Raw genomic sequence first — 24036 nt, 5'->3', positions numbered from 1 at the left:
CGCCTAGAGCAAAGCGCGTTCATGACTGAACGCTTGTTTGCTCTAGCTCATTGGTTCGACGCGTCTTTTCGATTCTGGATGACTCCGTCAAATCGCAAGATGCCATCGCGGGAAGGCTTTTCGATCTCCAGCAGCGCCTGACCATATCCGACATGTCCCAGCCTGAACTCAGCATCATCATCCCCACCAAGGACCGCCCCGACCTCCTGCGGCGGGCGCTGGCCTCGACGCAGGCTCAATCCTTCCGGGATTTCGAGCTCGTCGTGGTGGATGACGGCGATGGCAGCGGGGCGCGCCTTGCTGAAGAACTCGGCGTCGATCGCCTCCACACCTTGCTGACCGGTGGCAGCGGCCAGGTTCCGGCCCGCAATCTCGGTGTCGCCGCGGCGCGCGGCCGGCGCATCGCCTTCCTGGACGACGACGACTGGTGGGCCGAGCCGGATCATCTCGAGCGTGTGCTCGCCAAGGCCGACAGCCGCGGCCTTCTCTATGCCTCCGGCCGCATCGTTGCCGAGGGCGATCGCGCCGACGCCGGCAGCGAACTCACCTTCGAGGCTCATGCCGACGCCGAAGCCATCCGCCGCGACAATCGCCTGCTGGTGTCTGGCGTCGTCTATCCGCGCAGCCTGCACCAGAATCTCGGCCCTTTCGACGACAAGCTGCCCTACTACTGGGATTGGGACTGGTATCTGCGCCTGTTCGCCGCCGGCGTGCCGTTCTCCGGCCCGCTGGGCGATCGGGTGCGCATTTCCGCCCGGAACGACAGCGTCTCGGCCGCCGCCAATCTCGCCGCGCGCCAAGCCAACCTGACCCGCCTGTCCGCCAAGCATGGCTTGAGCCAGCTCGTACTGCGCAATCACGAATCGATCGCCCGGGAGGGCGGCCGGCCTTCGTGAGGCAGATCTACCGAGGCTCTACGCTCTTCTCATGAAAAGCTCTCCGATTGCCGTAGCGTTTCGGCAAGCCGGCGGAGCATGCTTGCAGATCGGCGATTGCTCCCTATGATCTCCTGCAACCATAACGAATAGCATCCAGGGAGATCCACATGTCCACCATGCTCCTCAACCGTCGCGGCCTGCTTTCCGCCGGCGCCGGGCTTGCCTTGACAGCCTTCTCTGCGCCCGCATTGGCGCAAAAGCGTATCCGCATGGTGGTTGCCACCGGCGGCACAGGTGGGGTTTTTTATCCCTATGGCGGAGGCCTGGCCAAGATCTTCTCTGAAAAGGTCCCCAATCTGCAGGCAACGGCCCAGGTCACCGGCGGTTCGGTCGACAATGCCAAGCTGCTGCATGCCGGCGAGGCGGAGCTCGGCTTTTCCACGCTCGATTCCACCTATGACGCGGTCAACGGCCTGGGCGCCTATGAGCAGGACGGCAAGCAGGATGTCGCGGTGCTCGCCGTACTCTACGACTCCTTCCTGCATGTGGTGGCGAGCAAGGATGCCGGCATCAGCCGTATCGCCGATCTCAAGGGCAAGCGCGTTTCCATCGGCTCGGCCGGCTCCTCCACCGAATCGATTGCCGACCGTATCCTGGCCGCCGCCGGGCTCGACCCCAAGACCGACGTGACGCGCGACAATCTCGGCGTAGCCGAATCGGTCGGCGCGCTCAAGGATGGCAAGGTCACCGCCTTCTTCTGGATCGGCGGTGTACCGACCTCGGCAGTGCGCGACCTCGCCACCACCAGCCAGCCGCCGATCTCCTTCATCCCGGCCGATGCCGAACTCGCCGTGGTCGAGCAGAAATATCCGGGCCTCTACCGCCCCTTCCTCCTCAAGAAAGACGCCTATGCCGGCCTGACCGGCGACGTCGCCGGCCTCGGCATCGCCAATGTGCTGATCGTCTCGGCCAAGGCCGAGGACAGCCTGATCACAACCATGCTGGATGGCTTGTTCAACAATCTCGATGAGATCCACAAGGTCCATCCCGAAGCCCGCAAGCTCTCGCTCGCCACGGCCGCGACCAAGACGGCCGTGCCCTTCCATCCGGCGGCGGAGGCCTATTACAAGGCCAAGGGCGTGCTGAAGTGACCCCTGGGATCGCCGGCATCCTTGCCGGCTCTTTCCGTCCTGGGGACCCAGCGGCTGCGAGAACCGGTTGGAAGCCTGCCGTTCCAGGAAGATCTCCTATGCAGGTTAGCAAATCAGATTGGCCCCATGCGTGAAACCGAAACCAGGGTCGAGCTGACCGAAGAGGAATTCGAGCAGCTCGCTTCCGACAATGAGGGCGGGCCGGCGGCACATCTGTCCGGCTGGCTCGGGCGGGTGACCGGCCTGTGCCTGTTTGGCCTCTCGGCCTATGTGCTCTATTGGACGCAGTTCGCCGTCAACACCACGATCTATCGCGTCAGCTTCCTGGCCATCGTGCTGGCCCTGGTCTTCGCTCTGTTCCCGCTGATACGCGACCGCACGCCGCGCGCCGCCTCGATCGAGGAATGGCTGGCCGGGCTGATCGGCGCCCTCGCCTGCCTCGCCTTGGCGCTGCAGAGCGGCATCTTCGCCCGCAGCCTGCCAGCGGCATTGCAGCTCGTGGTGGTGGGCCTCACCTTCGCCTTGATGCCGTTGGCGACGCGCAGCCGGCTCCTGATCACCACCCGCGTGCTCGATTGGATCCTGGTCGCACTCTGCATCGGCACAGCCCTGGTGCTCTGCCTGACCATCGAGGATTACAAGGCCCGGCCCACCCGCCCGACACCGGAGGAACTGGTGCTCGGCGGCGCCCTGATCCTCCTGGTGCTGGAGGCGACCCGCCGCACCGTCGGCTGGATCCTGCCAGCGATCGCCATCATCTTCCTGTTCTATTGCTATTTCGGGCCCTATATCCCCGAGCCTTTCGACCATCGCGGCTTCTCCCTGCAGCGCATCATCGGCCAGAACGCCCTGACGCTGGAAGGCCTGTTCTCGACGCCGCTCGACGTCGCCGCCACCTTCATCATCCTGTTCACCATCTATGGCGCGGTGCTGGAGCGCGGCGGGGCCGGCAAGTTCTTCATCGACTGGGCCTTCGCCCTGTTCGGCAAGACGCCCTCGCCCTCCGCACCCGGCCGCGCCGTGGTGACCTCGGGCTTCCTGCTCGGCACGGTGTCGGGCTCGGGCGTCGCCACCACCGTGACCATCGCCTCGCTCGCCTGGCCGATGCTGCGGCGCTCGGGCTACACACCCAACGTTGCCGGCGGCATGCTCTCGGCAGCCGGCATCGGCGCCACGCTATCGCCGCCGACATTGGGGGCAGCCGCGTTCATCATCGCCGAGTATCTCAATGTCGACTATCTCGACATCCTGATCTACGCCACCATCCCGACCCTGCTCTATTACCTTTCCTGCTGGCTGATGACGGAGGCCGATGCCCGCCGCCTCAAGGTCACGCCGGTAAAGACCTCCGACGCCTCGCTCTGGCAGCTGACGGTGAGCGAGGGCTACCACTTCCTCTCGCTCGGCGCGATCGCCGTCTTCCTCATCCTCGGCTTCACCTCCTTCCTGGCGGTGTTCTGGTCGATCGCCATCGCCTTCGGCCTGTCGATGATCCGCGGCCATTCCCGCCTGGTGACCCCGCGCGCCTTCGCCATCGGCGTGGTCGCGGGCCTCGCTGCCTATGGCTTCGGCAAATCCGGCCTGTCGGCGCAGATCGGCCTGGTCAATCTCTTCGACGGGCGCATCTCGGTCTGCGTGTTCTGGGGCATGGCGGCGGCCACGCTCGCCTCCGGCCTCGAAGCCTGGCTGGCCCTGCGCGCCGGGCGTACGCCCGATCCCGCAGCGACACGCATGATCGAGGCCTTGATCGATGGCTCGCGCTCGGTGCTCGGCATCGCCTCGATCTGCGCCTGCGCCGGCATCATCGTCTCCGTCGTCAACCTCACCGGCCTCGGCCTGACCATCTCCTCGATCATCGTCACGCTCGGTGGCGGCGAGCGGGTGGTGGTGATCATCCTCGCCGCCATCGCCATGTGGATCCTCGGCACCGCCGTGCCGGTGACGGCGAGCTACATCATCGCCGCGGTGATGCTGGTGCCGGCGCTGACTGGCGTCGGCGTGCCGGAACCGGCCGCCCACATGTTCATGTTCTATTACGCCGTGCTGGCAGACGTCTCCCCGCCCACGGCGCTCGCCCCCTTTGCTGCGGCGGCAATCACCGGCGGCACGCCGTTCCGCACCATGATCCAGGCCTGGAAATACACGCTGCCGGCCTTCCTGGTGCCCTTCATGTTCTGTTTGACACCGGACGGCCTGCGCCTGCTGATGCTGGCCCCGGGCGGCGGCTGGCCCGCCGATCTCGGCGAATGGCTGCAGGTGCTGCTGACCACGGCCACCTCCTGCCTCGCCCTGGTCGGGCTCGCCATGGGCGCCACCGGCTATGCGCTGCGCCATGCCAATGCGCTCGAACGGATCCTGGCAACCATTGGCGGCGCCCTGCTGCTGGCCGCCGACGCCTGGGCCGATCTCGGCGGAACCGCCTTCCTCGGGGTGGCCCTGCTGCTGCACTGGCTGCGCGTGCGCCCGACGCTCGGCGAAAAGGAGGCATGAAATCCGGTCTTGCGACGGGTCTAGGTAGCGCAGGCCTGCTATAGGAGGACGAAGACAGAACCAGGATGGAGGCCCACGATGTCGCTGCAGGGCAAAAGGGTCTGGATTGCCGGCCATCGCGGCATGGTCGGCGCCGCCCTGATGCGGCGGCTCCAGGGCGAAGACTGCACGCTGCTGACGGCGGGCAGGGCCGAGCTCGACCTCCGGCGGCAGGCCGATACCGAAGCCTGGATCGAGCGGATGCGCCCCGAAGTGATCTTCCTCGCCGCCGCCAAGGTGGGGGGCATCCTGGCCAATGCCAGCTTTCCGGCCGATTTCCTCTACGACAATCTCGCCATCGAGGCCAATGTGGTGCATGCGGCCGCCCGCGCCGGCGTGAGCAAGCTTGTCATGCTCGGCTCGAGCTGTATCTATCCACGCGATGCCGCCCAGCCGATCGGCGAGGATCAGTTGCTGTCAGGCCCGCTCGAGCCGACCAATGAGTGGTATGCGATCGCCAAGATCGCCGGCCTCAAGCTGGTGCAGGCCTATCGGCGCCAGCAAGGCTGCGACTTCATCGCCGCCATGCCCTGCAATCTCTATGGCCCGCACGACAATTTCGACCTGGCGTCGAGTCATGTCCTCGCCGCCCTCATCCGGCGAGTGCACGAAGCCAAATTGCGCCAAGCGCCCGCGATCGAGATCTGGGGCAGCGGCACGCCTCGGCGCGAATTCCTGCATGTCGACGACTGTGCCGACGCTTTGGTGCGCCTCGCCGGGGACTACTCGGATGAAAGGCCGATCAATATCGGGGCTGGCGAGGACATCACCATCCTGGAACTGCTGGAGGCCGTGAAGCGCGTCGTCGGCTATGCCGGCACCACCACGCATGATCGCAGCAAGCCGGACGGCACGCCGCGCAAGCTGATGGATTCCTCGCGCATCACTGCACTCGGCTGGCGCCCGCGAATCGGACTCGAGGATGGCCTGGCCCGGACCTATGCCTGGTATCTTGCCCATGAAGACAGGATCAAATCTGCCGGATCCTAACTTTCTCGACCTCCGCCTTCATCCAGCTTGTTGCCGCGCTCGGTCTCGATATCGGCAGTCATCATCTCCGTCACCAGCGCCTCGAAGGTAGTGTGATGGCGCCACCCCAGCACGGCATGTGCCTTGGCGGCATTGCCGATGAGACAATCGACCTCGGTTGGCCGGAAATAACGCGGGTCAATGGTGACGAGTTCGCGTCCGCTGGCCCGGTCGAGCCCCCTCTCCGCAATACCCTCGCCAACCCAGTCGAGTGAACGCCCGACATGGGCGAAGGCCCGTTCGACGAAATCGCGCACCGAATGGACCCGGCCCGTCGCCAACACATAGTCACCGGGCTGGTCCTGCTGCAGCATGCGCCACATTCCCTCCACATAGTCGCGGGCATGGCCCCAGTCGCGCCGGGCTCCGAGGTTGCCGAGATAGAGCCTGTCCTGCCGGCCGGCCTCGATGGCCGCCACCGCCCGGGTGATCTTGCGGCTGACGAAGGTCTCGCCGCGCACCGGGCTTTCATGGTTGAACAGGATGCCGTTGGAGGCGTGCAGGCCATAGGCCTCTCTGTGGTTCACCGTGGTCCAATGGGCATAGAGCTTGGCGATGGCATAGGGACTGCGCGGATTGAAGGGTGAGCTCTCGTCCTGCGGCCGGTCACTCTGGCCGCCATAGAGCTCGGAAGTGGAAGCCTGGTAGAAACGGCAGCGCCCTTCCAGCTTGAGGGTGCGGATGGCCTGCAGCAGGCGCAGCGCGCCGATGGCGTCGATGTCGGCGGTATATTCGGGCATATCGAAGCTGACGCGTACATGGCTCTGCGCCGCCAGATTGTAGATCTCGTCGGGCTGCACCGCATCGATGACCCGCACCAGGCTCTGCCCATCCTGCATGTCGGCATAGTGGATATGCAGGCGCCGTCCTTCCACATGAGGATCCTGGTAGATCGCGTCGAGCCGCGCCGTATTGAAGGAGGAAGATGGCCGCTTGATGCCGTGGACCTGGTAGCCTTTCTCCAGCAGCAGCCTGGTGAGGTAATAACCGTCCTGTCCCGTCATGCCGGTGATAAGCGCCGTCTTGCCGTTCATGCTGCCCTCCCCTTGTCGGCCTTGCACCCGTCGCAGAGGCAGCCATCTCATGCGTCCGGTATGGATCAGAGCGTAGCCCCCCGCAAGCCGATGAAGGAATGCCTGCCGGCCAGTTGAGTTATGGCCGGTGAGCGGGTAGCACTCGAATCTGATCCTCCTTGCGCAAACAGGCCGCTTTTCCCATGTCCCAGGAACCGCCCTTTCTCAATGCCATGGAAGCCCGCATCTTCGGCTGCCTGATCGAAAAGCAGCTGCTGACGCCGGACGCCTATCCGCTGACGCTCAACGCGCTGCAGGCTGCAGCCAACCAGAAGACGTCGCGCGAGCCGGTGATGGCCCTGGAGGCGGGGGAGATCGGGCATACGCTTGCGACACTGGAACAGCAGGGACTGGTGCGCCGCGCCTTCGGCTCGCGCGTCGAGCGCTACGAGCATCTCGCCGGCCAGCGCTTCAACCTGACCAAGCAGCAATCGGCCCTGCTGGCGGTGATGTTGCTGCGCGGCCCGCAGACGCTGAACGAATTGCAGACCCGGACCGACCGCATGGCGAGCTTCGGCTCGGCCGACGAGATCAGGCAGGAGCTCGATCTGCTCGCCAGCGCCCGCCCGCCGCTGGTCAAGGAGATCGGCCGCGCGCCGGGGCAGCGCGAGGACCGCTTCGCGCATCTGCTTTCGGGCGATGTCGAGGTCTCCATGATCGCCGCCCCGGCACCGCGCGCCGCGGCGGCATCCCCATCGGCCATTGCCGAGCTTGAGGAGCGCGTGCGCACGCTGGAAGAGCAGGTTGCAGACCTCAAGGCACGGCTCGACGCCGTAGGAGCCTAGTTTCGGGACGTGGTTGCCGGCGGTGATGCCATCACGATTGTATTGGCAGGGCCAACAGACGCAGATTCACTCCGGATAGTCCCTCTTCGGATGAATCAGCTGGTTCTCGCCATCTTCCATCGCTTCCCAGCCGAGAAATTCGGCGATCCGTGTGGCAAGGTCCGAATACCAGCCAAAGCAGGGCGGGCTCTCGGTGCCGACCAGCACCACGCGATCGAAGAACGGAATGAACTCGCCGTTGCTGGCCCACTCACCGGAATCAGTCGTCTTGACGATCGTCAGGTCAACCCAGGGCTTTCCGGGCGCATGGCCGAACGACACAGGATGTTTTTGTCGCAAATCCGGCAAGGTTTGCAGGAATGCGACCAGCCGCCGCGTGTCCGACGGTGCGCAAGCCGGAGAAGGCGGACGAATGGTCAGATAGCAATACATCCGCGCGCGGCCCCTTCAGGATCAGACGTAGGGCTTTGGCGCTGCGCCCCTCACACGAAAGTCCAACCCTGGCGCATTTTCCGAAAAAGTCGATAGACCGTTCGATTGGAAATCGCCTCTTCCCTCGGTATTGGCTTCGCCTGCGCCGTCTTCACGCCGCCTCCCGGCGATCACGGGCGCGGTCATAGGCACTGGGCTTCTGGCGCCAGTGCCCTTCCACGGCATCGGCGATCAGGGCGCCATAGACGGCATCGACGACGAGGGCGTTGCAGATTTCGTCAAACCAGGGATCGCCCTCCCTCAGCGTCGTGAAAGACGCCTTGCGCTCCTGCCGGTTCCAGACATTGAGCTTCACGCTGTCGAAGCGCATTGCGGTGCGGGAAAGACCAAAGCAGACGTGAGCGGCGCCATCGAGGGGTCCGGCCAGCAGGCCGCCGATCTGAACGAGATGAAGCTCCTCGAAGGCCAGGGTATAGTCGGGCATGGCTGACAGCTCCCATCACGGGCAAATCCCGTGGCTTATGGGAACAATGCTCCCAATATGGGTACATTTTGTCAAGCCAGACTGGGACCAAATCAGAAGCCGGAACCAAATCAGAAAAAATGCCAGCCGGCGACGACCTTGCCGACGATCTGCAGCTCGTCCTCGCTACGGGCGATCTGGACATGGCCGCCATTGTCGCTGATCACCCGGATGGTGTTATCGCCGAGGATCTTGGAGGTCTCGATACGCTTGGCCTGGATGTCGCCCCAGCGATCGCGAATGGCATAGATGCCGTCGGGCGAGGGAATGCGATGGCGGGTATCGATGATCAGCGGCGTTCCCGGCGCAATCGTCGGGCGCATGGAATCGCCCTTGGCCTCGATGATCAGCAGTTCCCCCGGCTTGGCGCCGATGCCGCGCAGGAACCAGGGCGGAAACACCCAGGCATCGGGTTTCACCGCATCCCGAGTCTCGACCTTATCGCCGTCGCGGTAATAGGCGTGCGCCACCTGCCCGCCACCGCCCATGCCGGCACGGGCATCGATCTCGACGATGCCATTGCCGGGAATGCGCGGCGGCGCATCGGGATCGAGCGCCTCGGGCGCCTCCGGTTCGAAGAAGCCGTCGGGTTGGTGCTCGTCGGGATCGAAGGAGGCAAGCTGCAGACGATTCGACATCAGATCGCCGGGATCGACCTTCAGCGCCGCGGCGGCCCGCACGATCCATATGTCCGACAGGCGCCGCTCGCCCCGCTCCAGCTTCACGAGCTGGGACCTCTTTGTCCCCATTGCCTCGGCCAGCGCTTGCTGCGACAGGCCCTTGGCGGTGCGCAACGCTTTGAGATTGTTCCCCATACGGGTACATTGCCCCAGAAATCCCGTCTTGACCAGAATTATTTTTGGGAACATTCCTCTTGCTTAATGAACCCATAATGGGTACATTCAGTTCATAGCCAGTACACGTTCCCCCAGCGCCATTCGCATCGGGGGCCAGCGTCTCCCGGTAGGCCATACGAAAAAACAAATCAGGCAAGCGCTTTGCGCGCCCCACGACGCCTCCGGAAGTCCGGAGGCAGGCCGCGGCGCCGTGACGGCTCATGGCCTGACGACACAAAAAGGAGGCAGCCTCATGCAGCAGCCGGACGATCCGGGCTTCGCCCGTCACGACATCGCAGGGGACGCATGGCCGGAGGCTGGCCACGATGCCGGCACCCGCCTCCTTGCCCTCGCTTTGTGCGCCCTCTCCGGCGGGCTCCTGGCTGCAATCGTCAGCCTCGTCACCGCCTGGCTGCGATGAGCGCCCGTCCTTCCGGCTCGTTTTCCTCCCAGCCCCTCTCATCGGAGATCGACATGGCGATGCCGAACAGCAAGCCCCGGCACTATCGTGCGGCGGATCAGCTCGAAACCGCACGCGCCCTGCGTGCCAAGGGTGCCAATCTGCGCCAGATCGCCCGGGCCCTCGGCCGCAACCATCGGGCCGTAACAGCCCTCCTCGCCCAGCTCGGCCCATCCCAGAATCAGGTCGAAGGCGGCGAGAGCGAGGAAACGGCCGAGCAGGATCGCCAGGCGCAAGCGCATCGACGAGCCACCCTGCAGCATCTCAACGATATCCGGCGCGAGCATGGCTTCGACAAGCGTTGGGAAAGCTACGTCCTGCGGCCGGAGACGGCGCTGCCTCTCGATAGTTGGCGCTTCCTCGACTTCTCTCCCACCGGTTCGCCCGCCGAGATGTGTGCCGGTCAGCTCGAACACTAAAAACTGGAAACGGGTTCAAAGTGCCCCGCCCAATCACAAGCCGGCTCGGTAATTCCACCCCAGAGCGCCTGGCTTGCACCGCTATTTGCACCCTTCTCCTTTCTCCCCTAGCCAGGAGGCCGCCTGAGATGCGCCCCTCTCCCTTCTTGAAGATCCGCCAACGCGAACCTTCGGGCCGGCTCCAGCGCGAGAGCGTCGCCGAAATCACCGCCACGGCCACAAGGAATCGCATCCGCATGGGCGTCCGGCCCGGGGACGCGCGCAGCCAGCTTGCCGGCTCGGTGTTCGGGCGCCTCTGCCTGCAGCAGGAGATCAATGCCCGGCAATATGAGGCAGGCTGCCGCTTTGCCATTGCCGTGATCCGCTATGCCAAGGTCATGGGCTTTGCCTCGCCCAACCCGCGCTCGCTCGACATGCTGATGCTGGGCGGTGGCGGCCATGGCGAGGAAGCCGGCGATGCCGAGGCTATCGCCAAGGCGCGCCGGCGCTACGAGGACATGTTCACCGCCCTCAACGACGCGCCCGATGGCAAGCGCTATCTCAAGGCACTCAAGGCCTGCATCCTGCAGGATCAGCATGCCGAGCTCGGTGATTTGCGCTGCGGATTGAATATTCTTTGCCGACTATGGGGTTGACGGCAATTACCCGATATGGCAAATTAAGATCCTGAGAAAAAGCGCCCCACCGAAAGGTCCAGGCGCTTTTTTCATGCCCGCTCCTACCGCAGCGTTCTGCTGATGCCAACGGCATCGAGGCCTGACCTGTCATCCCCGGCGGGCCGAAGGCTCGGGAAGGGGATCCAGGCGCAAAAGGACAGCCCTCAGTCCTAAATCCCCTTTCCCTCCGCTCTCAAACGCTGTGACTCACTGACTTCCCGGCGGCCTTGCACCAGGTTTGACGGTGCGACATCACCTCTCCATCCGCGCACACGCATACCGTGCCGAGAGACTTGCCTATCGCGAGGCCCATTCCTGCTTCCGGCGAATGCCGCGGCTGCAAGCCGGCCCCCCCCAAGCCTCCCCCATCCTTGGACATTTCCCATCCTCACCCCCGCTCCCGGCGGGGATTTTTTTTGCCCGATGGACCCCCATGCCCCGTTTTCCAGACTACGACGCCGAAATTGGCCAGGGCTTGCAACTCCCCGTCGCCGGGCTGAGCGAAGTCCCTCCCGAGGCCGCCGCCTATCAGGCCAGGATCGCCCGCCAAAACGCCTTCGACGACGAGGAGCGCTTCAGCCAGCGTCGCCTGCAGCGCCAGGCCGAACTCGATGAAGCCGCAGGCGCCATGCCCCCCGGCGCCACCGGCTTTGCTGCCGGCGTCATGCGGAGCACGCAAAAGGGCGACAGCGCGCTGCTGGCGGCGATCTCGCCGGCCAATCGCCCCGCCTTTGCCACGAGGCTGGCCGCCGATCGCGAAGCCTTGCTCGGCAAGGCAGCCGTCATGGAACAGCAGGGCCGCGCCCGCTACGAAGCCGGGGAACTCGACAACGCCTTTGCTATCAACGAGCAGGATGTGGCTCGCGATCCCTCGCTGCAGGCAACCGCCAGGCAGGCCTATTTCGGCCTGGTCGACAGCTCGGGGCAGACGCCGGCCCAGAAGGCCCAGCGCCGCCAGGACGCCGAGCGCGGCTTTGCCATCGCGGCCTGGCACAGCCGCTTCGCGGATGATCCGGAGGCTGGCGCGGCCGCCCTCGGCGGGGATGACGCCGCCGGCGGCACGTCCGGCGACCCGGCCTTCGCCGCGATCCCCAAGGCGGAGCATAGCCGGCTGATCGGCGACGCCTTCCTCCGGCGAGACCAGAGCCAGGCCCTCGCCCGCGGCGCGCTCGAACCCATGCTGCGGGACGCCGAGACGGCGCTGACCAGCACCGGCCGCTACGACGCCCCCTTGCCGGACGAGACCCGCTTCGTCGCGGCCTATGGCCGCGAGGATGACCGAGGACACCGCCTTCATCGAGGCGATGAACCAGCAATTCGCCCAGGCGCTGTTCTATGAATCGGTGGGCGTCAACCCCGACCGCATCACCGGCCTGTCGCCGCGCTATTCCAGCCTCACCGCCGGCAATGGCGTCAACGTCATCGATGCCGGCGGCACCGGCGCCTCCAACACCTCGATCTGGCTGGTGGTGTGGGGGCCGAACACCCTGCACGGCATCTATCCCAAGGGCACCACGGCCGGGCTCACCCACCAGGACGTCACCACCTCGGCGCCGATCCTCGACCCCAATGGCGGGCGCTACCAGGCCTACCAGACCAAGTATCAGTGGAAGTGCGGGCTGACCGTGCGCGACTGGCGCTATGCCGTGCGCATCGCCAATATCGACACCACCACCGCGGCCGGCGGCCTGCAGTCGGCGACGCCGCCCAACCTCTACCGGCTGATGGTGCGAGCGATCAACAAGATCCCCTCGCTCAAGATGGGCAAGCCCGCCTTCTATGTGAACCGGGCGGTGAAGACCTGGGGCGACATCCAGGCCATGGAAAAATCGACCCTCGCCTTCCAGACGGTGACGGACGCCCAGGGCCAGCCCTTCCTCTCGTTCCGCGGCATCCCGGTGCGGCTGACCGACCAGCTCCTCAACACCGAGGCCCGCGTGGTCTGAGGCCGCCTTCTCCCCTCTCCCGGGTCGGGAGAGGGGCTGGGGGGTGAGGGATATCGCGTACGGGGCGCCCCATTTCCCTCACCCCTACCCTTCCTGCCCTCACCCCTACCCCTCTCCCGACTTGGGAGAGGGGTTTCCTCATTCCCATCATCGGAGCCATGTCCATGATCCTGGACCAGCAACTTCTCATGTCGGACAAGCAGGCGATCACCGCCAGCGCCGTCTCGACCAATACCATCGACCTCACCCAGGCCCGTGATCCCGGCCCTGGCGACAGCCTGGAACTGGTGATCCGCGTCAACGCCGCGCTCACCGGCGGCACCTCCGTGCAGTTCGCCTATGTCACCTCGGCCAATGCGGACCTGTCGTCGCCCAACGTCATCGTGCAGACGCCGGCGATCCCGGCCGCCAGCCTCACCGCCGGCTCGGAATGGCTGCGCGTGCAGGTGCCGGCGCTCTCGCTCGACGCCCAGCGCCAGCGCTATCTCGGCGTGCAGTACACCGTGGCCGGCACCTTCGCCGCCGGTACGGTGACGGCGGGCCTCGTCGCCGACCGCGAGGCGATCGTCAACTACCCCTCCGGCCTGAATGTGGGGGGCTTCTGAAATGGCGCGCTATCTCGTCAAGGCCAAGGCCTATGTCGACGGCCGCATCGTCGAGGCGGATGAGGAAGTCGAACTCGTCGGCAAGGTGCGTGAGGAGGACGAGCATCTCGAGCTCATCCCGGACAAGGCCAATGAGCGCGAGGCCCAGAAGGAGGCCGAGGAAGTCGATGCCGAAATCCGGGCGGAGGCGATCAAGGCCAAGCTCGTCGACGATGCCGGCGCCGCGATCGACGAGGTGACGCCGATCGAGGTCGTGAGCCGCCGGCTCGCCGAATACAAGCAGGCCAACGCCTTCAGGTAAGCCCAGTCCTTCAAACCAAACCGGGCGGCGCGCAATGCTTCATCGACGTGCCGCCCCGACAAGACCGATTTTCGCGGCAGCAATTTTCGTGGCCTGGAGGCCCTCATGTCTGTCAATCTCTCGATCACCGAGATCTGCAATCTCGCGCTCGATTATCTCGACGAGGCGCCGCTGGCCTCCATCGACGACAATTCGGCCGTGGCACGCTGGTTCCGGCGCAATTTCTGGCCGATGGCCTGGAGCCTGATGCGCCGCCACCCCTGGAATTTCGCCATGGCACGCACCGCGCTACCGGCCGCGGCAACGCCGCCCGCCTTCGGCTGGGCCCATGCCTATGACCTGCCGGTCGACTGCCTGCGGGTGATGCCGCTGACGGCTGATGGCAGCGAGAACGCCAAGACCATTCCCCACAAGGTCGAGGGCAGCCAGGTCCTCGCCGACGAACCGGCCCCGCGCCCCGTGCGCTATGTCAGGCGCATCGAGAATACCGGCTTGTTCGACCAGCAATTCACCGACGTGCTCGCCTTGGCCCTGGCCCAGAAGGCGGCGCATTTCATCACCGGCAAGGCCTCCTATGCCGAGTCTCTCGGGCAGAAGACGCAGGCAGCCCTGTCCGAGGCGCAGGCGATCGACGCCCTGGAAGGCACGCCGGATGACCCCGAAGACGATTTCTGGATCGAGGCTCGTTCCTGATGGGCGCTTATGAACTCAAGCCGGTGTTCTCGCGCGGCGAGCTTTCCCCCAAGGTTGGCCTGTCAACGCATGTGAGCGGGACATTGCCGATCGCGAACGGCGGCACGAATATCACCACTTTTGCAACTGGTGACATGCTTTACGCCAGCGCAGCCAACACGCTCAGTAAGCTCGCCATTGGTTCGACGGGACAGGTACTCGCCATCTCAGGCGGTGTCCCTGCCTGGACATCGAGCAGTTCGACATGGCCTTCTGGCACGATTTACGGCCTGACGCTCTCACAGGCATCAACCACGACCGTTGGTATCGCGGCAGGTGGTTGCGCCAATGAAGATGGCGGCGCTTACAACATGGCACTTGGCTCGGCTATCATAAAGGGGCTTGGAGCTTGGGCTGCAGGCACCGGAAATGGTGGTCTCGATACGGGGTCGATCGCAGCGAGTACCTGGTATCATGTCCACCTGATCCGTAAGGACAATGACGGAACGATCGATGCGCTTCTATCACTCAGCGCTATGGCACCGACAATGCCTGCGGGCTATATCGCACGTCGGCGTATCGGATCGATCCGCACCAACGGCTCGTCGCAGATCACTGCCTTTATTCAGGTAGGCGATGACTTCATTTGGACCGCGCCGGTCATGGACCGGAACGGAAACTCCGCGTCTGGCATAACAACCGTTACACTCTCCGTGCCGTCTGGCATTCGGGTGAAAGCCAGACTCCGCGGCGCAGTACAAACGACAACGAGCAACTATGTCACGATGTCCGTCTATTCGCCGGAAATTGCCGATCAGACGCCGATGTCCGGCGGCGCTGGCTCGGCGAGCCTTGTTCTGCCAGTAACTAGCATGCCAGGTACGAATGGAACGTGGGGCTCTGCTACCTTTGACGTGATGACTAACACATCGGCGCAGGTGCGAATCTCAGTCACATCGTCATCGACGACCGGCGTCGTCGCCCTTCAAACCGATGGCTGGATCGACACGAGAGGAAGGCAATAACACCGCCCTGCACCCAGCCCGAGATGCCACTTCTGGCTCTAATAACAACCCGCTGCTTGGCTACCCAGAAGAACGGCCGCCCAATCATGATTCCGCAATGTATCCCCCCTTACAGACGGTTTCCAGATGACCGCTGGGGCCTGCTAAGGTGCTGACCTGCTCGTGCCAACAACCCAGCGTTTCCAACTGGTGTAGAGGGTTATCGGCTGGTATCGTGCTCTGTGAAATAGAGAACACAATACGCACATGACCGAAGCTGTTTTATGGGGCGGTACCGGCCACTCCCGTGTTCTACGCGAACTTCTGGGCCATCTCGGCATAACAGTAGCCGCAGTTATCGATAATCGAGAAATTGAATCGCCATTTGCTGGCGCCGAAACGCTTCGCGGGATCGAGGGCCTAAGGTCATGGCTGCACAACCGGGCGAAAAGTTCAACAGTGCCCTGTTATGCCCTAGCCATCGGCGGTGGCTACGGTCGGGACCGTCTTGCCATCGCGAGGGATCTCGATGCCCTTGGGCTCAAACATACCTCGCTGGTACATCCGACTGCTATGGTCGCCTCTGATGCCGTTCTCTCAAAGGGTTCCCAAGTTCTGATCGGAGCGGTGGTGGCGACCTGTGTTCGGGTAGGTACGTGCTCGATCATCAACAGCCGCGCCAGCGTTGATCACGATTGCATCATCGGCGATGGGGTCCATATCGGCCCAGGGGCTACGCTCTGTGGTCAGATCGAGGTCGGAGACGGCGTTTTTGTCGGGGCCGGTGCAACGGTGCTGCCAAGGATCAAGATCGGCAGTGATGCCACCATTGGCGCCGGTGCTGTCGTGACCAAAGATGTTCCTCCCGGCATTACAGTCCTTGGTGTACCTGCGCGGCCACAACAGGGTCAATAGCGTAACAACGTGCGCTTGATGATCTTCTTCATCGGATAGACCCGCTTGCCGACATAGAGGCGGTTAGCGGCCTTGATCATCAGTTTCGTGATCGGACTGAAACCACGCTCTTCAACCATAGCATCACAGCATCGCAGGAACTCGCGGCGCAACTTCAAAAGCTCTGGAATTGGCTGGCGTTGGCCTGTTCGGGGGCCATGCGCTTTGGGCGTCACTCTCTGAATGAATTTGGTCTCTGGCGCCGATGTGACCTGCTGGTCGAGGAGCAAGGGATACAGGGTCAGATGATCGGAGGCCCAGGCATAAGGGAAGTCCGTCCAGATCTTCGCAATCAGAGGCCTTAGCGTATCCGTTTTCCAGATACCGTAGTACCAGCCGGCGTGCGACCCGAACATCAGGTTCAGGATGGCTGAAAGGCCATGTCTGGTCGGGATCGAAGGTGCGTAATCTCTCGTTGGTCGGCCGTTAGGGCGCTCGAATTGGATTGTCCCTGTTGCCAGGGCTGCGGTTGGTGTCTGCTTCAGTGCGTCGACGAGCTTCTCAATATAATCGGGCGCTGAGATATCATCATGCGCCCGCCACATAAAATAGGGGGTCGTTGCCTGTTCGAGCGGGGTTATGAAGTTCTTTACAGCACCGACATTCTCGGGCCTGCGGGTATATTTGATACGGCTGTCGAGCGCGGCGAAACGCTCGGCGATTACCTGTGTTCCATCCGTCGACGCGTTATCGAAAAGCAGGATTTCGATGTCTCGAAACGTCTGCCCAAGCAGGCATGCCAGACACTCCTCGAGCTGGTCCTCACCGTTGTAGACCGGAACGCCAATCGTAACCTCAGCCACGTGCTCTCCTGCTCTGCGAAATCCAATCGCTCCACTACCGCGCGGAAGAACAGCATCCAAGCAGATTCGGGCAAATTGTTCCCTCGGGCACTAAATCAACAGGTCCGCACGTCAGAGCTTCCCTCTCCCCGTCGCACGATTGAAGGCCGTAGGAATCCTCTTTTTGCGTTGCAGCTGCCAGATCGAGATACCGAACCGAATTGCAAAATTGCGGATAAGGATGAAGTCTTTGGCTTGGATCAGGTCGTCAAAGACACGCTTGCAGTCCCAGACGCCGAGCGTGTCATGGAGAACCATGTACCCGCCGACCTTCAGCAATTCCTTGGTCAGGTAGATGTCCTTGCGCAAACCGTGATAGGTATGATCGCCGTCGACAAAGGCGAAATCTATCTTGTTTTCGTATTTCAGCAGACGCTTGCGAACCTCCGGAGCATGTGAATCTGAAATGATCTCCTCGATGAGGTCGCTGTTCAGATCCTTCTTGATGCGCGCCCAATGCGGGAACACAGGATGTGTGCCGACGTCGACCACGATGGTCTTGTCGGCCGAGTAATAATCCCGCAGGAACTTGGTCTGGCCACCCGAAGCGATGCCGATATCCATGCTGTATTCGGCCGGCTTCACCTTGGTCGCCATGTAGTGGACGAACGAACCGAACTCTTCAGGATCCTGTTGGAGAAAGAGGCCATTTTCGCGCGGTGGATAGCCGAAGAAAGTCTCGTCGGTGGAGCCTGCTTCTTCGACGGCCTGAATAATGTTCTCTCGGCTGCCGGCCGGTTTCGTCGCGCGCATTGACTTCTCCCCTCATGCGCGGGCGACGCTAGCCTGCCGTCACATTGAAGACAAGCTCGTCTGATTTCATCCTAAGGTAGGTATGGTGGAACAGGTACACCCGTTATATACCCCACTGGGGCGCTCAGGATTTTCAGACATCAATGCCACGCATTACTGTAATATTCTTGTGGCGAAAACTGAACGATCCAAGATATGTTTGCGCATTCTTTAGAAGCCTGAAAGCCTATCCGGCCGGCGAAGAGTATGACTTGGTAGTTGCCGCAAAAGGATACGGATCCGACGAGCCAATTGCTTATGCAAATGTGCTGTCCTCGCTGCCCTGTTCTAGCTTTAGAACTATGCGCTTCCCCGACGAAATACCTCCAACGGCGGTCATCCGGGAAGCCGCGGCCTCCTGCGGGACAGAGTTTGTTCTCCCATTGACATCGTGGAGCAGAATTCTCGCTCCAAATTGGCTGTCTCGTTATCTCTCGGCGTTTGACGCTATCACGGATTGTGGGATCGTCGGCGCAAGCGGCGGGTACGAATGCCTCAACGATGACACACCATTCCCCAATGTGGGAATTCGGTCCAATGCCTTCATGATCAGGACCGAGATCTTCAACTCACTCGATGCCGGCCCTCAGGTCACGATATTCGATGGCAGCAACTTCGAGGCCGGCCCCAACGGCATGACGAAACAGATTGTCGCCAAGGGGCTGCGACCCGTCGTTGTCGACCGCTTCGGTGGACGGTGGCTGCCCGAGGATTGGCCGAAGAGCCAGACCTTCCGGCTTGCCGAACAAGAAGGGCTCCTGATCGCCGATAATCGTACTATCCAATATACTTGCGGCAGTAAGCGAAAACGTGACCGTTTGGTCAAGCGATGCTGGGGAACCGATGCACGCTCAGTCCCGGGATCGCCATGGCGCAAGTTTGTCGCATGGCTGAAATGGCATTACCCCCGCGGGCCTGTCGATATGATTCCAGATGTTTGGGACGAGGTAACCTCGTTTATTCGCAAAGCAATGGGAAAGCCACCTATTTCGTCCAAAAAGGCCTTTCCTAGCTAAAATTCGGCCGCCACCGTCAGACATTTCAGAGCATCTTGAATGAAATTTCTAGAAACGCCGTGGGCTTTCTAGGTCTTATCTCGCGATAAACTTCGTACTATCTCTAAGAAATTTTATCATTATATCTTGATATATACAAATAATACGTAGAATTTAAGAGTAAAAATAAGATTAATCGAGTCACCTTTACTCCAGAATACACGTTTCAAAGGGAGCGGCGCCTTGTTTGACCGCGAGCTATCCGGCTCAGTTCCGCACTTTTGGGCCCTTCGTCTCGCGTCCTGCTGGTCCTTATAAGAAACCACCTATAGGTCGGATGGCGGCTCCAACAACACAGCATCGCAATCGATGAACTGATCACAGGCTCCCTCCAGCGAGCCCTTATTTCTCTATCCATGGAGCAGTCACCATGAGCGACTCCCTCGCGCAAACCATCACGCTCGTCTTCGGCTCGGAGGGGGGGTATGTGAATCATCCGCGTGATCCAGGCGGCGCCACGAAATATGGGATTACAGCTGCCACTCTGGGTGCTGCGCGCCGGCTTGGCCGCAAGGCCACGCCGGAGGAGGTCAAGCGTCTGACGCTGGCGGAAGCGGCCCGGATCCTGGACAGGCAGTATGCGCAGCCCTTGCGCTATCGGGAACTGCCGGCTGGTCTGGACTATGCTTTGTTCGACTATGCCGTGAATTCCGGCCCGGCCCAGGCCGTGAAGACGCTCCAGCGCCTTCTCGCGGTCGAGGTAGACGGCATTCTGGGCGTCAAGACGCTCGAGGCCATCCGCAGACATGAGGTGACCGACCTCATCGACGAACTGCAGGACGCCCGCCTGCGGTTCCTGCGCGGCCTCAAGACCTGGCCGGCCTTCGGCAAGGGCTGGAACGCCCGCACGACTCGTGTGCGGGAAGCCGCTCTCCTTATGGCCAATGGAGTCGCCACCGCTATTCCTCCACCGCCAGTCGGCCTGGAGACCGCCACGCCCGCTGACGCCAGGATCTCCTCGACCATCGTCGGCAAGGGTACCATTGCAGCCACGATCGGCACGGCCAGTGCCACGATCGGCGCGGCCAAGGATGCATTGCAGCCGATCACCGGCAATGGTGGCGTGGTCGATATCGTCTTCGCCCTGCTGGTTGCTGGCGGCAGCGCCGCAGCGATCGTGGGCCTCGCCATCATCGCCTATCGGCAGGCAAAATATCGCGAGGCGGCGACATGATCGCTACCGCCCTCACCTTGCTCCGTCTCATCCCCGTCCGCGGCTGGTTGACCATCGCAGCAATCGTCGCTGCGTTGGCCGGTGCCCTCCACTTCCGCCAGCACTTCATCAACCAGGGCGCCATTGACGCCACCGCCAAGATCGAAAGGGCGAACGATGCAGCCAAAGACCGCTTCAACGATGCGAGCGACCAGGTCAATCGCTGTTATGCCGCTGGTGGCGATTGGGATCGCTTTGAGCGGGTGTGCAAGCGTTCCGGTCGATAGACCATGCGGCGTCATCACCGATAGCCTGCGGTACGTGCAGGCCACTTCGCGCGATGGCAACCGCCGCCTCGCGGTCCATTACGAAGGCGGCAGAGCGGCGGGGTGCTGGTCATGACCATGCCAAGCGAGACGGAACATTGGGCAGTGGACAAGAAAATTCCCGTTGCTCTGGTGATCACACTCCTGGTCCAGACGGCGGGCGTCGTCTGGTGGTCGAGCCAGCTCAACAGCCGCGTCACCGTCATGGAGGAGCGCAGCCTCAAGCTCGAGCTCGAAATCGGCAAGCTGAAGGACAGTAGCTCCGATGCTCGCGAGCGTTTCGCCAAGGCAGAGACCACGATGCAGGCCTTCGTCGAGACCACCCGACGCATCGAGGCCAAACTCGATCGTCTCATTGATGACAAGCAGCCCAGCCGTGCATACGGGCCAAGGTAACCCTCAGCCGTTTTTGGCGACCTCCCAGTTCATCCCCTGAGGACAAGCCTGGAATCGGCTGTGCCATCTTTTGTGCCGTAGCTAACCGTTGCCATATGCGGCGCTCTCGCTTCGCGCGTATCGGCCACAAAGGTGACGGCGTTGATTCTGCTGGAGAAATTTGGCGTCCCGGAAGGGATTCGAACCCCTGACCTACGGTTTAGGAAACCGTTGCTCTATCCTGCTGAGCTACCGGGACAGCCTGGGCGCCACGAAAACCCGTTCGTATGGAAAAGGTCAAGCCCTTTCCGTGTCATTCGGCCTTGTTTGTGCTCGAAGAGAGCCCGATCAGGGCGCCCAGAGCGAATGCGCTCCTCCCCGGACCTCATTTCTCGCCGGTCTTTCAACCGCGTTCCGGCTCCAACACCGCCAAAGCCGACCAGCCAAAATCGAGCAGCGGCAAAGCGTCTTCGATCAAGCCCGTGCAGGCATCGACGAGCTCGGGGGTGCGGATCAGCGCGTCCGGCAGAGGCCTCCTCACCACGATCGACTTCAACTTCAGGGCGGCGACGAGATCGGCATCCTCGATGCCGGCGGCTTCGCGCGGCGGACGCTTGAGGCTCCATTGCGGATCGAAGGCGAGCCCCGCGGTTGCAAGCCTGGCTGTCATGGCGCGGAAGCGCTCGGGGGTGGCGGTGATCGCCTGGCGGAAGGCGGCAAGCTGCTTCGGCTCGAGGTCGTAGAAGCCGACGGCGGCAAAGCAGCCTTCGGGCGAGATGTGGAAATAGGTGAGACCCGGGTCATTCTTGGCCCCCGAGCGGGTCATCACCGCGCCGGCATGGGTCTTGTAGGGGCGCTTATCCTTGGCGAAGCGCACGTCCCGATGGATGCGGAAGAGCGCGCTCTTCGGCGTACCGCGCATCGGCAGCCCCTTGGTGATGCAGGCTGCGTTGACAGCCTCGATCAGGGCCGAAAAGGGCGCCAGCACGTCGCTGTCATAGAGGCCGCGATTCTCCTGGAACCAGTCGCGATTCATGTGAAATTCGAGCGCCTTGAAGAAAGGCAGCGCCTTCTCGCCGAAGCCGGTGAAGGAAGCGGGCATGGGCAATCCTTGGAGTGCGAACATCACCCCTTCCTATCGCGGAAGGCCTGATGTTTCCAAGAGAGGGGCTGATATCACGACATGAGGCATGTCGCCGTGATCACCCCCTCCGGCGCCGACGCTCACGGCCCCCGCCCCCCTCTCCATCGCCGCTGCCACGCTTGAAGGTGACGCCGAGCGCGGCCTCCAGATGGGGGAACGGGTCGGATTTGTGCGGGATCGCCATGGCACCGACGAAATGGGCCTGGAAGGAGGGCTCGATGGCGGTCTCCACCTTCTCGATGCGCCGCACCACATCCTCGATCTCCGTGCGAGCCGAGGCATTGAGCAGAGCGATGCGGGCACCCGTGCCGGCAGCATTGCCGGCCGAGCCGACCTTGTCGAGTTCGCAATCAGGCACCAGACCAAGGATCATGGCATGCTTGACGTCGATGTGGCTGCCAAAGGCGCCGGCCAGGGTGATGCGATCGACCGCGGTAACGCCGTAGCGATCCATCAGGAGGCGCACGCCGGCATAGAGCGCGGCCTTGCCGAGCTGGATGGCACGCACGTCGTTCTGGGTGATGGCGATGCGCGGCTCGCCCTCGCGGATGAGGTATTTGAAGGTGCGCCCGTCTTCCTCGACACGCGGCGAGCGGGCCGCCATGGCGCCATCAACAACGCCATCGGGCGTGATCAGGCCCGCCAGCAGCATCTCGGCGATCGCCTCGATAATGCCCGAACCGCAGATGCCGGTAACGCCGGTGCGAATCACCGCCTTGTCGAAGCCCGGCTCGTCCGACCACAGATCCGAGCCGATCACCTTGTAGCGTGGTTCCAGCGTAACAGGGTCGATGCGCACGCGCTCGATGGCGCCGGGGGCGGCACGCTGGCCTGAAGAGATCTGGCCGCCCTCGAAGGCCGGGCCCGTGGGCGAGGAGCAGGCGAGCAGGCGTTCGCGATTGCCCAGCACGATCTCGGCATTGGTGCCGACATCGACCACCAGCGACACTTCCGGCCTGAGATAGGGCCCTTCCGAAAGCACGACGCCGGCGGTATCGGCGCCGACATGACCAGCGATGCAGGGCAGCACATAGACATAGGCGCCGCTCGAGAGTGGCAGGTTGAGATGGGCCGCCCGTGTCTGGTAGGCGCCATCGATGGTAAGCGCAAAGGGCGCACCGCCGAGCTCGGTCGGATCGAGGCCGAGGAAGAGATGATGCATGATCGGGTTGGCGACCACGGTCATCTCGAGAATATCGTTGGAGTTGAGGCCGACCTCCTTGGTGACGGACACGGCGAGCTCGGCGATTGCTTCGCGCACCGCCGTGGTCAGCTCGACATCGCCGCCCGGATTCATCATCACATAGGAGACGCGGCTCATCACGTCCTCGCCGAAGCGAATCTGCGGGTTCATGACGCCCGAGGATGCCAACACCTCGCCGCTGGCAAGATCGCACAGATGCGCGGCGATGGTGGTGGAGCCGATGTCGACGGCCAGCCCCACGCCCTGCTCATGCAGGCCGGGCCAGATGCCGACGATCTCGCGCTTGTGCCTGATGGCGACCGTCACCGACCACTGGCCCTGGCGCAGCGACCATTGCAGCAGGCGCAGCGATTCCAACGGCGCGGTGACGTCCTTGAGGCCCCATTGCTGCTCCAGCGCCTCCTGCAGGCGGCGGAAATCGGAAGAGGGCTCGTGCATGTCGGGCTCGCGCACTTCGACATAATGCAGCGCTACCACCGGCTCGATGGCGATGTCTCGGATCGCGGCGCTCTTGCGTACGACCTGGCGATGCACCTGGCTATCGGGCGGTACGTCGATGACGACGTCGCTGCACAATTTGGCCTGGCAGCCGAGGCGCCGGCCCTCGGCGAGCGGGCCGCGCTTGGAGACGTAGCGCTCCTCCACTGCGTTCCATTCGGTGACGTGGTCGGGCGCCGAGACGATGCCGAGCTTGGGGAATTTGCCGTCACCGACCTCGACCTGGCAGCGCCCGCAAATGCCGCGCCCGCCACAGACCGAATCGAGGTCGACGCCGAGCTTGCGGGCCGCCTCGAGGACGGAGGTACCTTCGGGAAAACGGCCGCGCTTGCCGGAGGGTGCGAAGAAGACGAGCGGATTGGTCATTGACGGGGGCCTTGCCATGAGACCCCCC

Annotated in this window: 27 protein-coding genes and 1 tRNA gene; 19 read left to right on the top strand and 9 right to left on the bottom strand. The window is 63.1% G+C overall.

The genetic code is table 11. The features are described 5' to 3' along the window. Positions 1–152: 152 nt before the first annotated feature. The 4 genes from QM672_RS27045 (at position 153) to QM672_RS27030 (ending at position 5548) form a co-directional block, all read left to right on the top strand. Complete coding sequence (locus QM672_RS27045; RefSeq protein ID WP_415086345.1) at positions 153–896, top strand: glycosyltransferase family 2 protein; 744 nt, start codon at positions 153–155, stop codon at positions 894–896. 149 nt (positions 897–1045) lie between these two features. Then, on the top strand, positions 1046–2029 hold the full coding sequence (locus QM672_RS27040; RefSeq protein WP_415086343.1) for a TAXI family TRAP transporter solute-binding subunit: 984 nt from the start codon (positions 1046–1048) through the stop codon (positions 2027–2029). 126 nt (positions 2030–2155) lie between these two features. Continuing rightward, positions 2156–4519: a TRAP transporter permease gene (locus QM672_RS27035; protein WP_415086341.1), complete on the top strand. Its 2364-nt coding sequence runs from the start codon at positions 2156–2158 to the stop codon at positions 4517–4519. A gap of 78 nt (positions 4520–4597) precedes the next feature. Next, positions 4598–5548 (top strand): GDP-L-fucose synthase family protein, encoded by a 951-nt coding sequence (locus QM672_RS27030; protein ID WP_415086339.1) that lies wholly within the window; start codon positions 4598–4600, stop codon positions 5546–5548. Here QM672_RS27030 and gmd read toward each other — a convergent pair. Then, on the bottom strand, positions 5545–6621 hold the full coding sequence (gene gmd, locus QM672_RS27025) for a GDP-mannose 4,6-dehydratase (RefSeq protein WP_311944092.1): 1077 nt from the start codon (positions 6619–6621) through the stop codon (positions 5545–5547). The two genes, QM672_RS27030 and gmd, sit on opposite strands and share 4 nt — an antisense overlap. A 182-nt stretch (positions 6622–6803) precedes the next feature. Between gmd and QM672_RS27020 the strand changes: the two genes are divergently transcribed. After that, a complete protein-coding gene (locus tag QM672_RS27020; RefSeq protein ID WP_394312482.1) occupies positions 6804–7445 on the top strand; it encodes a YceH family protein in 642 nt (213 codons plus the stop codon). Between the two features lie 66 nt (positions 7446–7511). On the opposite strand, the gene QM672_RS27015 is transcribed toward QM672_RS27020, so the two are convergent. From QM672_RS27015 to QM672_RS27005, 3 genes are all read right to left on the bottom strand, one after another. Continuing rightward, positions 7512–7877 carry a hypothetical protein gene (locus QM672_RS27015; RefSeq protein ID WP_367626874.1) on the bottom strand — a complete coding sequence of 122 codons (366 nt, stop codon included), beginning with the start codon at positions 7875–7877 and terminating at the stop codon, positions 7512–7514. Positions 7878–8028: 151 nt separating this feature from the next. Then, positions 8029–8361 carry a hypothetical protein gene (locus QM672_RS27010; RefSeq protein ID WP_311944086.1) on the bottom strand — a complete coding sequence of 111 codons (333 nt, stop codon included), beginning with the start codon at positions 8359–8361 and terminating at the stop codon, positions 8029–8031. A gap of 110 nt (positions 8362–8471) precedes the next feature. Then, positions 8472–9215: an XRE family transcriptional regulator gene (locus tag QM672_RS27005; protein ID WP_415086335.1), complete on the bottom strand. Its 744-nt coding sequence runs from the start codon at positions 9213–9215 to the stop codon at positions 8472–8474. A gap of 274 nt (positions 9216–9489) precedes the next feature. Here QM672_RS27005 and QM672_RS27000 point away from each other — a divergent pair, with 274 nt between their 5' ends. From QM672_RS27000 to QM672_RS26955, 10 genes are all read left to right on the top strand, one after another. Continuing rightward, the gene (locus QM672_RS27000) at positions 9490–9657 is read left to right on the top strand and encodes a hypothetical protein (protein ID WP_311944085.1); all 168 of its coding nucleotides are present in this window, start codon (positions 9490–9492) and stop codon (positions 9655–9657) included. A 53-nt stretch (positions 9658–9710) separates the two neighbouring features. Beyond that, positions 9711–10115 carry a hypothetical protein gene (locus tag QM672_RS26995; RefSeq protein ID WP_415086333.1) on the top strand — a complete coding sequence of 135 codons (405 nt, stop codon included), beginning with the start codon at positions 9711–9713 and terminating at the stop codon, positions 10113–10115. 128 nt (positions 10116–10243) lie between these two features. Continuing rightward, positions 10244–10750, top strand: a complete 507-nt coding sequence (locus QM672_RS26990) for a hypothetical protein (RefSeq protein ID WP_415086331.1) — start codon at positions 10244–10246, stop codon at positions 10748–10750. A gap of 454 nt (positions 10751–11204) precedes the next feature. Next, positions 11205–12110 (top strand): hypothetical protein, encoded by a 906-nt coding sequence (locus QM672_RS26985; protein WP_415086329.1) that lies wholly within the window; start codon positions 11205–11207, stop codon positions 12108–12110. Continuing rightward, positions 12046–12717: a major capsid protein gene (locus tag QM672_RS26980; protein ID WP_415086327.1), complete on the top strand. Its 672-nt coding sequence runs from the start codon at positions 12046–12048 to the stop codon at positions 12715–12717. Before QM672_RS26985 ends, QM672_RS26980 begins: the two co-directional genes overlap by 65 nt. A gap of 158 nt (positions 12718–12875) precedes the next feature. Next, a complete protein-coding gene (locus QM672_RS26975) occupies positions 12876–13322 on the top strand; it encodes a Bbp16 family capsid cement protein (protein ID WP_415086325.1) in 447 nt (148 codons plus the stop codon). 1 nt (position 13323) lies between these two features. Continuing rightward, entirely contained in the window at positions 13324–13623 is a 300-nt protein-coding gene (locus tag QM672_RS26970; RefSeq protein ID WP_311944060.1) for a hypothetical protein, read from the top strand. Between the two features lie 105 nt (positions 13624–13728). Beyond that, on the top strand, positions 13729–14316 hold the full coding sequence (locus QM672_RS26965) for a hypothetical protein (protein WP_367626466.1): 588 nt from the start codon (positions 13729–13731) through the stop codon (positions 14314–14316). Next, complete coding sequence (locus QM672_RS26960; RefSeq protein ID WP_415086322.1) at positions 14316–15320, top strand: hypothetical protein; 1005 nt, start codon at positions 14316–14318, stop codon at positions 15318–15320. The genes QM672_RS26965 and QM672_RS26960 overlap by 1 nt, the downstream gene beginning before the upstream one ends. A gap of 246 nt (positions 15321–15566) precedes the next feature. Next, the gene (locus QM672_RS26955; protein WP_394315215.1) at positions 15567–16214 is read left to right on the top strand and encodes an acetyltransferase; all 648 of its coding nucleotides are present in this window, start codon (positions 15567–15569) and stop codon (positions 16212–16214) included. On the opposite strand, the gene QM672_RS26950 is transcribed toward QM672_RS26955, so the two are convergent. After that, a complete protein-coding gene (locus QM672_RS26950; protein ID WP_394315216.1) occupies positions 16208–17056 on the bottom strand; it encodes a glycosyltransferase family 2 protein in 849 nt (282 codons plus the stop codon). The two genes, QM672_RS26955 and QM672_RS26950, sit on opposite strands and share 7 nt — an antisense overlap. 111 nt (positions 17057–17167) lie before the next feature. Continuing rightward, entirely contained in the window at positions 17168–17848 is a 681-nt protein-coding gene (locus QM672_RS26945) for a class I SAM-dependent methyltransferase (RefSeq protein WP_394315217.1), read from the bottom strand. 143 nt (positions 17849–17991) lie between these two features. Here QM672_RS26945 and QM672_RS26940 point away from each other — a divergent pair, with 143 nt between their 5' ends. The 4 genes from QM672_RS26940 (at position 17992) to QM672_RS26925 (ending at position 20817) form a co-directional block, all read left to right on the top strand. Next, positions 17992–18903, top strand: a complete 912-nt coding sequence (locus QM672_RS26940) for a hypothetical protein (RefSeq protein ID WP_415086319.1) — start codon at positions 17992–17994, stop codon at positions 18901–18903. Positions 18904–19312: 409 nt separating this feature from the next. After that, a complete protein-coding gene (locus tag QM672_RS26935; RefSeq protein WP_415086317.1) occupies positions 19313–20116 on the top strand; it encodes a glycoside hydrolase family 108 protein in 804 nt (267 codons plus the stop codon). After that, complete coding sequence (locus QM672_RS26930; RefSeq protein WP_311944048.1) at positions 20113–20382, top strand: hypothetical protein; 270 nt, start codon at positions 20113–20115, stop codon at positions 20380–20382. The genes QM672_RS26935 and QM672_RS26930 overlap by 4 nt, the downstream gene beginning before the upstream one ends. Before the next feature lie 111 nt (positions 20383–20493). Further along, entirely contained in the window at positions 20494–20817 is a 324-nt protein-coding gene (locus tag QM672_RS26925; protein WP_367626458.1) for a hypothetical protein, read from the top strand. A 161-nt stretch (positions 20818–20978) separates the two neighbouring features. Here the strand turns inward: QM672_RS26925 and QM672_RS26920 are convergent. The 3 genes from QM672_RS26920 to QM672_RS26910 form a co-directional block, all read right to left on the bottom strand. Next, a tRNA-Arg gene (locus tag QM672_RS26920) sits at positions 20979–21055 on the bottom strand. 144 nt (positions 21056–21199) lie between these two features. Continuing rightward, positions 21200–21922: a TIGR02453 family protein gene (locus QM672_RS26915; protein ID WP_367626457.1), complete on the bottom strand. Its 723-nt coding sequence runs from the start codon at positions 21920–21922 to the stop codon at positions 21200–21202. 76 nt (positions 21923–21998) lie between these two features. After that, positions 21999–24008, bottom strand: coding sequence for an ASKHA domain-containing protein (locus tag QM672_RS26910; protein WP_415086314.1), 2010 nt, complete (start codon positions 24006–24008; stop codon positions 21999–22001). Between the last annotated feature and the right edge of the window lie 28 nt (positions 24009–24036).

It is taken from the genome of Labrys sp. (in: a-proteobacteria), assembly GCF_047605565.1.
GTDB lineage: Bacteria > Pseudomonadota > Alphaproteobacteria > Rhizobiales > Labraceae > Labrys > Labrys neptuniae.
The sequence above is the reverse complement of the archived record's forward strand: the minus strand, read 5'-3'. Positions and strand labels throughout refer to the sequence as shown.

Excerpts from the sequence above, each read along its gene's own strand:
- QM672_RS26940 (WP_415086319.1), top strand. The coding sequence starts at position 17,992 with ATGCCACGCATTACTGTAATATTCTTGTGGCGAAAACTGAACGATCCA.
- QM672_RS26980 (WP_415086327.1), top strand. The coding sequence starts at position 12,046 with ATGACCGAGGACACCGCCTTCATCGAGGCGATGAACCAGCAATTCGCC.
- QM672_RS26995 (WP_415086333.1), top strand. The coding sequence starts at position 9,711 with ATGGCGATGCCGAACAGCAAGCCCCGGCACTATCGTGCGGCGGATCAG.
- QM672_RS27020 (WP_394312482.1), top strand. The coding sequence starts at position 6,804 with ATGTCCCAGGAACCGCCCTTTCTCAATGCCATGGAAGCCCGCATCTTC.
- QM672_RS27005 (WP_415086335.1), bottom strand. The coding sequence starts at position 9,215 with ATGGGGAACAATCTCAAAGCGTTGCGCACCGCCAAGGGCCTGTCGCAG.
- QM672_RS27045 (WP_415086345.1), top strand. The coding sequence starts at position 153 with ATGTCCCAGCCTGAACTCAGCATCATCATCCCCACCAAGGACCGCCCC.
- QM672_RS26945 (WP_394315217.1), bottom strand. The coding sequence starts at position 17,848 with ATGCGCGCGACGAAACCGGCCGGCAGCCGAGAGAACATTATTCAGGCC.
- QM672_RS26965 (WP_367626466.1), top strand. The coding sequence starts at position 13,729 with ATGTCTGTCAATCTCTCGATCACCGAGATCTGCAATCTCGCGCTCGAT.
- QM672_RS26925 (WP_367626458.1), top strand. The coding sequence starts at position 20,494 with ATGACCATGCCAAGCGAGACGGAACATTGGGCAGTGGACAAGAAAATT.
- QM672_RS26955 (WP_394315215.1), top strand. The coding sequence starts at position 15,567 with ATGACCGAAGCTGTTTTATGGGGCGGTACCGGCCACTCCCGTGTTCTA.
- QM672_RS26985 (WP_415086329.1), top strand. The coding sequence starts at position 11,205 with ATGCCCCGTTTTCCAGACTACGACGCCGAAATTGGCCAGGGCTTGCAA.
- QM672_RS27000 (WP_311944085.1), top strand. The coding sequence starts at position 9,490 with ATGCAGCAGCCGGACGATCCGGGCTTCGCCCGTCACGACATCGCAGGG.
- QM672_RS27015 (WP_367626874.1), bottom strand. The coding sequence starts at position 7,877 with ATGTATTGCTATCTGACCATTCGTCCGCCTTCTCCGGCTTGCGCACCG.
- QM672_RS27035 (WP_415086341.1), top strand. The coding sequence starts at position 2,156 with ATGCGTGAAACCGAAACCAGGGTCGAGCTGACCGAAGAGGAATTCGAG.
- QM672_RS27010 (WP_311944086.1), bottom strand. The coding sequence starts at position 8,361 with ATGCCCGACTATACCCTGGCCTTCGAGGAGCTTCATCTCGTTCAGATC.
- QM672_RS27030 (WP_415086339.1), top strand. The coding sequence starts at position 4,598 with ATGTCGCTGCAGGGCAAAAGGGTCTGGATTGCCGGCCATCGCGGCATG.
- QM672_RS26930 (WP_311944048.1), top strand. The coding sequence starts at position 20,113 with ATGATCGCTACCGCCCTCACCTTGCTCCGTCTCATCCCCGTCCGCGGC.
- QM672_RS26975 (WP_415086325.1), top strand. The coding sequence starts at position 12,876 with ATGTCCATGATCCTGGACCAGCAACTTCTCATGTCGGACAAGCAGGCG.
- gmd (WP_311944092.1), bottom strand. The coding sequence starts at position 6,621 with ATGAACGGCAAGACGGCGCTTATCACCGGCATGACGGGACAGGACGGT.
- QM672_RS26960 (WP_415086322.1), top strand. The coding sequence starts at position 14,316 with ATGGGCGCTTATGAACTCAAGCCGGTGTTCTCGCGCGGCGAGCTTTCC.
- QM672_RS26915 (WP_367626457.1), bottom strand. The coding sequence starts at position 21,922 with ATGTTCGCACTCCAAGGATTGCCCATGCCCGCTTCCTTCACCGGCTTC.
- QM672_RS26970 (WP_311944060.1), top strand. The coding sequence starts at position 13,324 with ATGGCGCGCTATCTCGTCAAGGCCAAGGCCTATGTCGACGGCCGCATC.
- QM672_RS26935 (WP_415086317.1), top strand. The coding sequence starts at position 19,313 with ATGAGCGACTCCCTCGCGCAAACCATCACGCTCGTCTTCGGCTCGGAG.
- QM672_RS26990 (WP_415086331.1), top strand. The coding sequence starts at position 10,244 with ATGCGCCCCTCTCCCTTCTTGAAGATCCGCCAACGCGAACCTTCGGGC.
- QM672_RS27040 (WP_415086343.1), top strand. The coding sequence starts at position 1,046 with ATGTCCACCATGCTCCTCAACCGTCGCGGCCTGCTTTCCGCCGGCGCC.
- QM672_RS26910 (WP_415086314.1), bottom strand. The coding sequence starts at position 24,008 with ATGACCAATCCGCTCGTCTTCTTCGCACCCTCCGGCAAGCGCGGCCGT.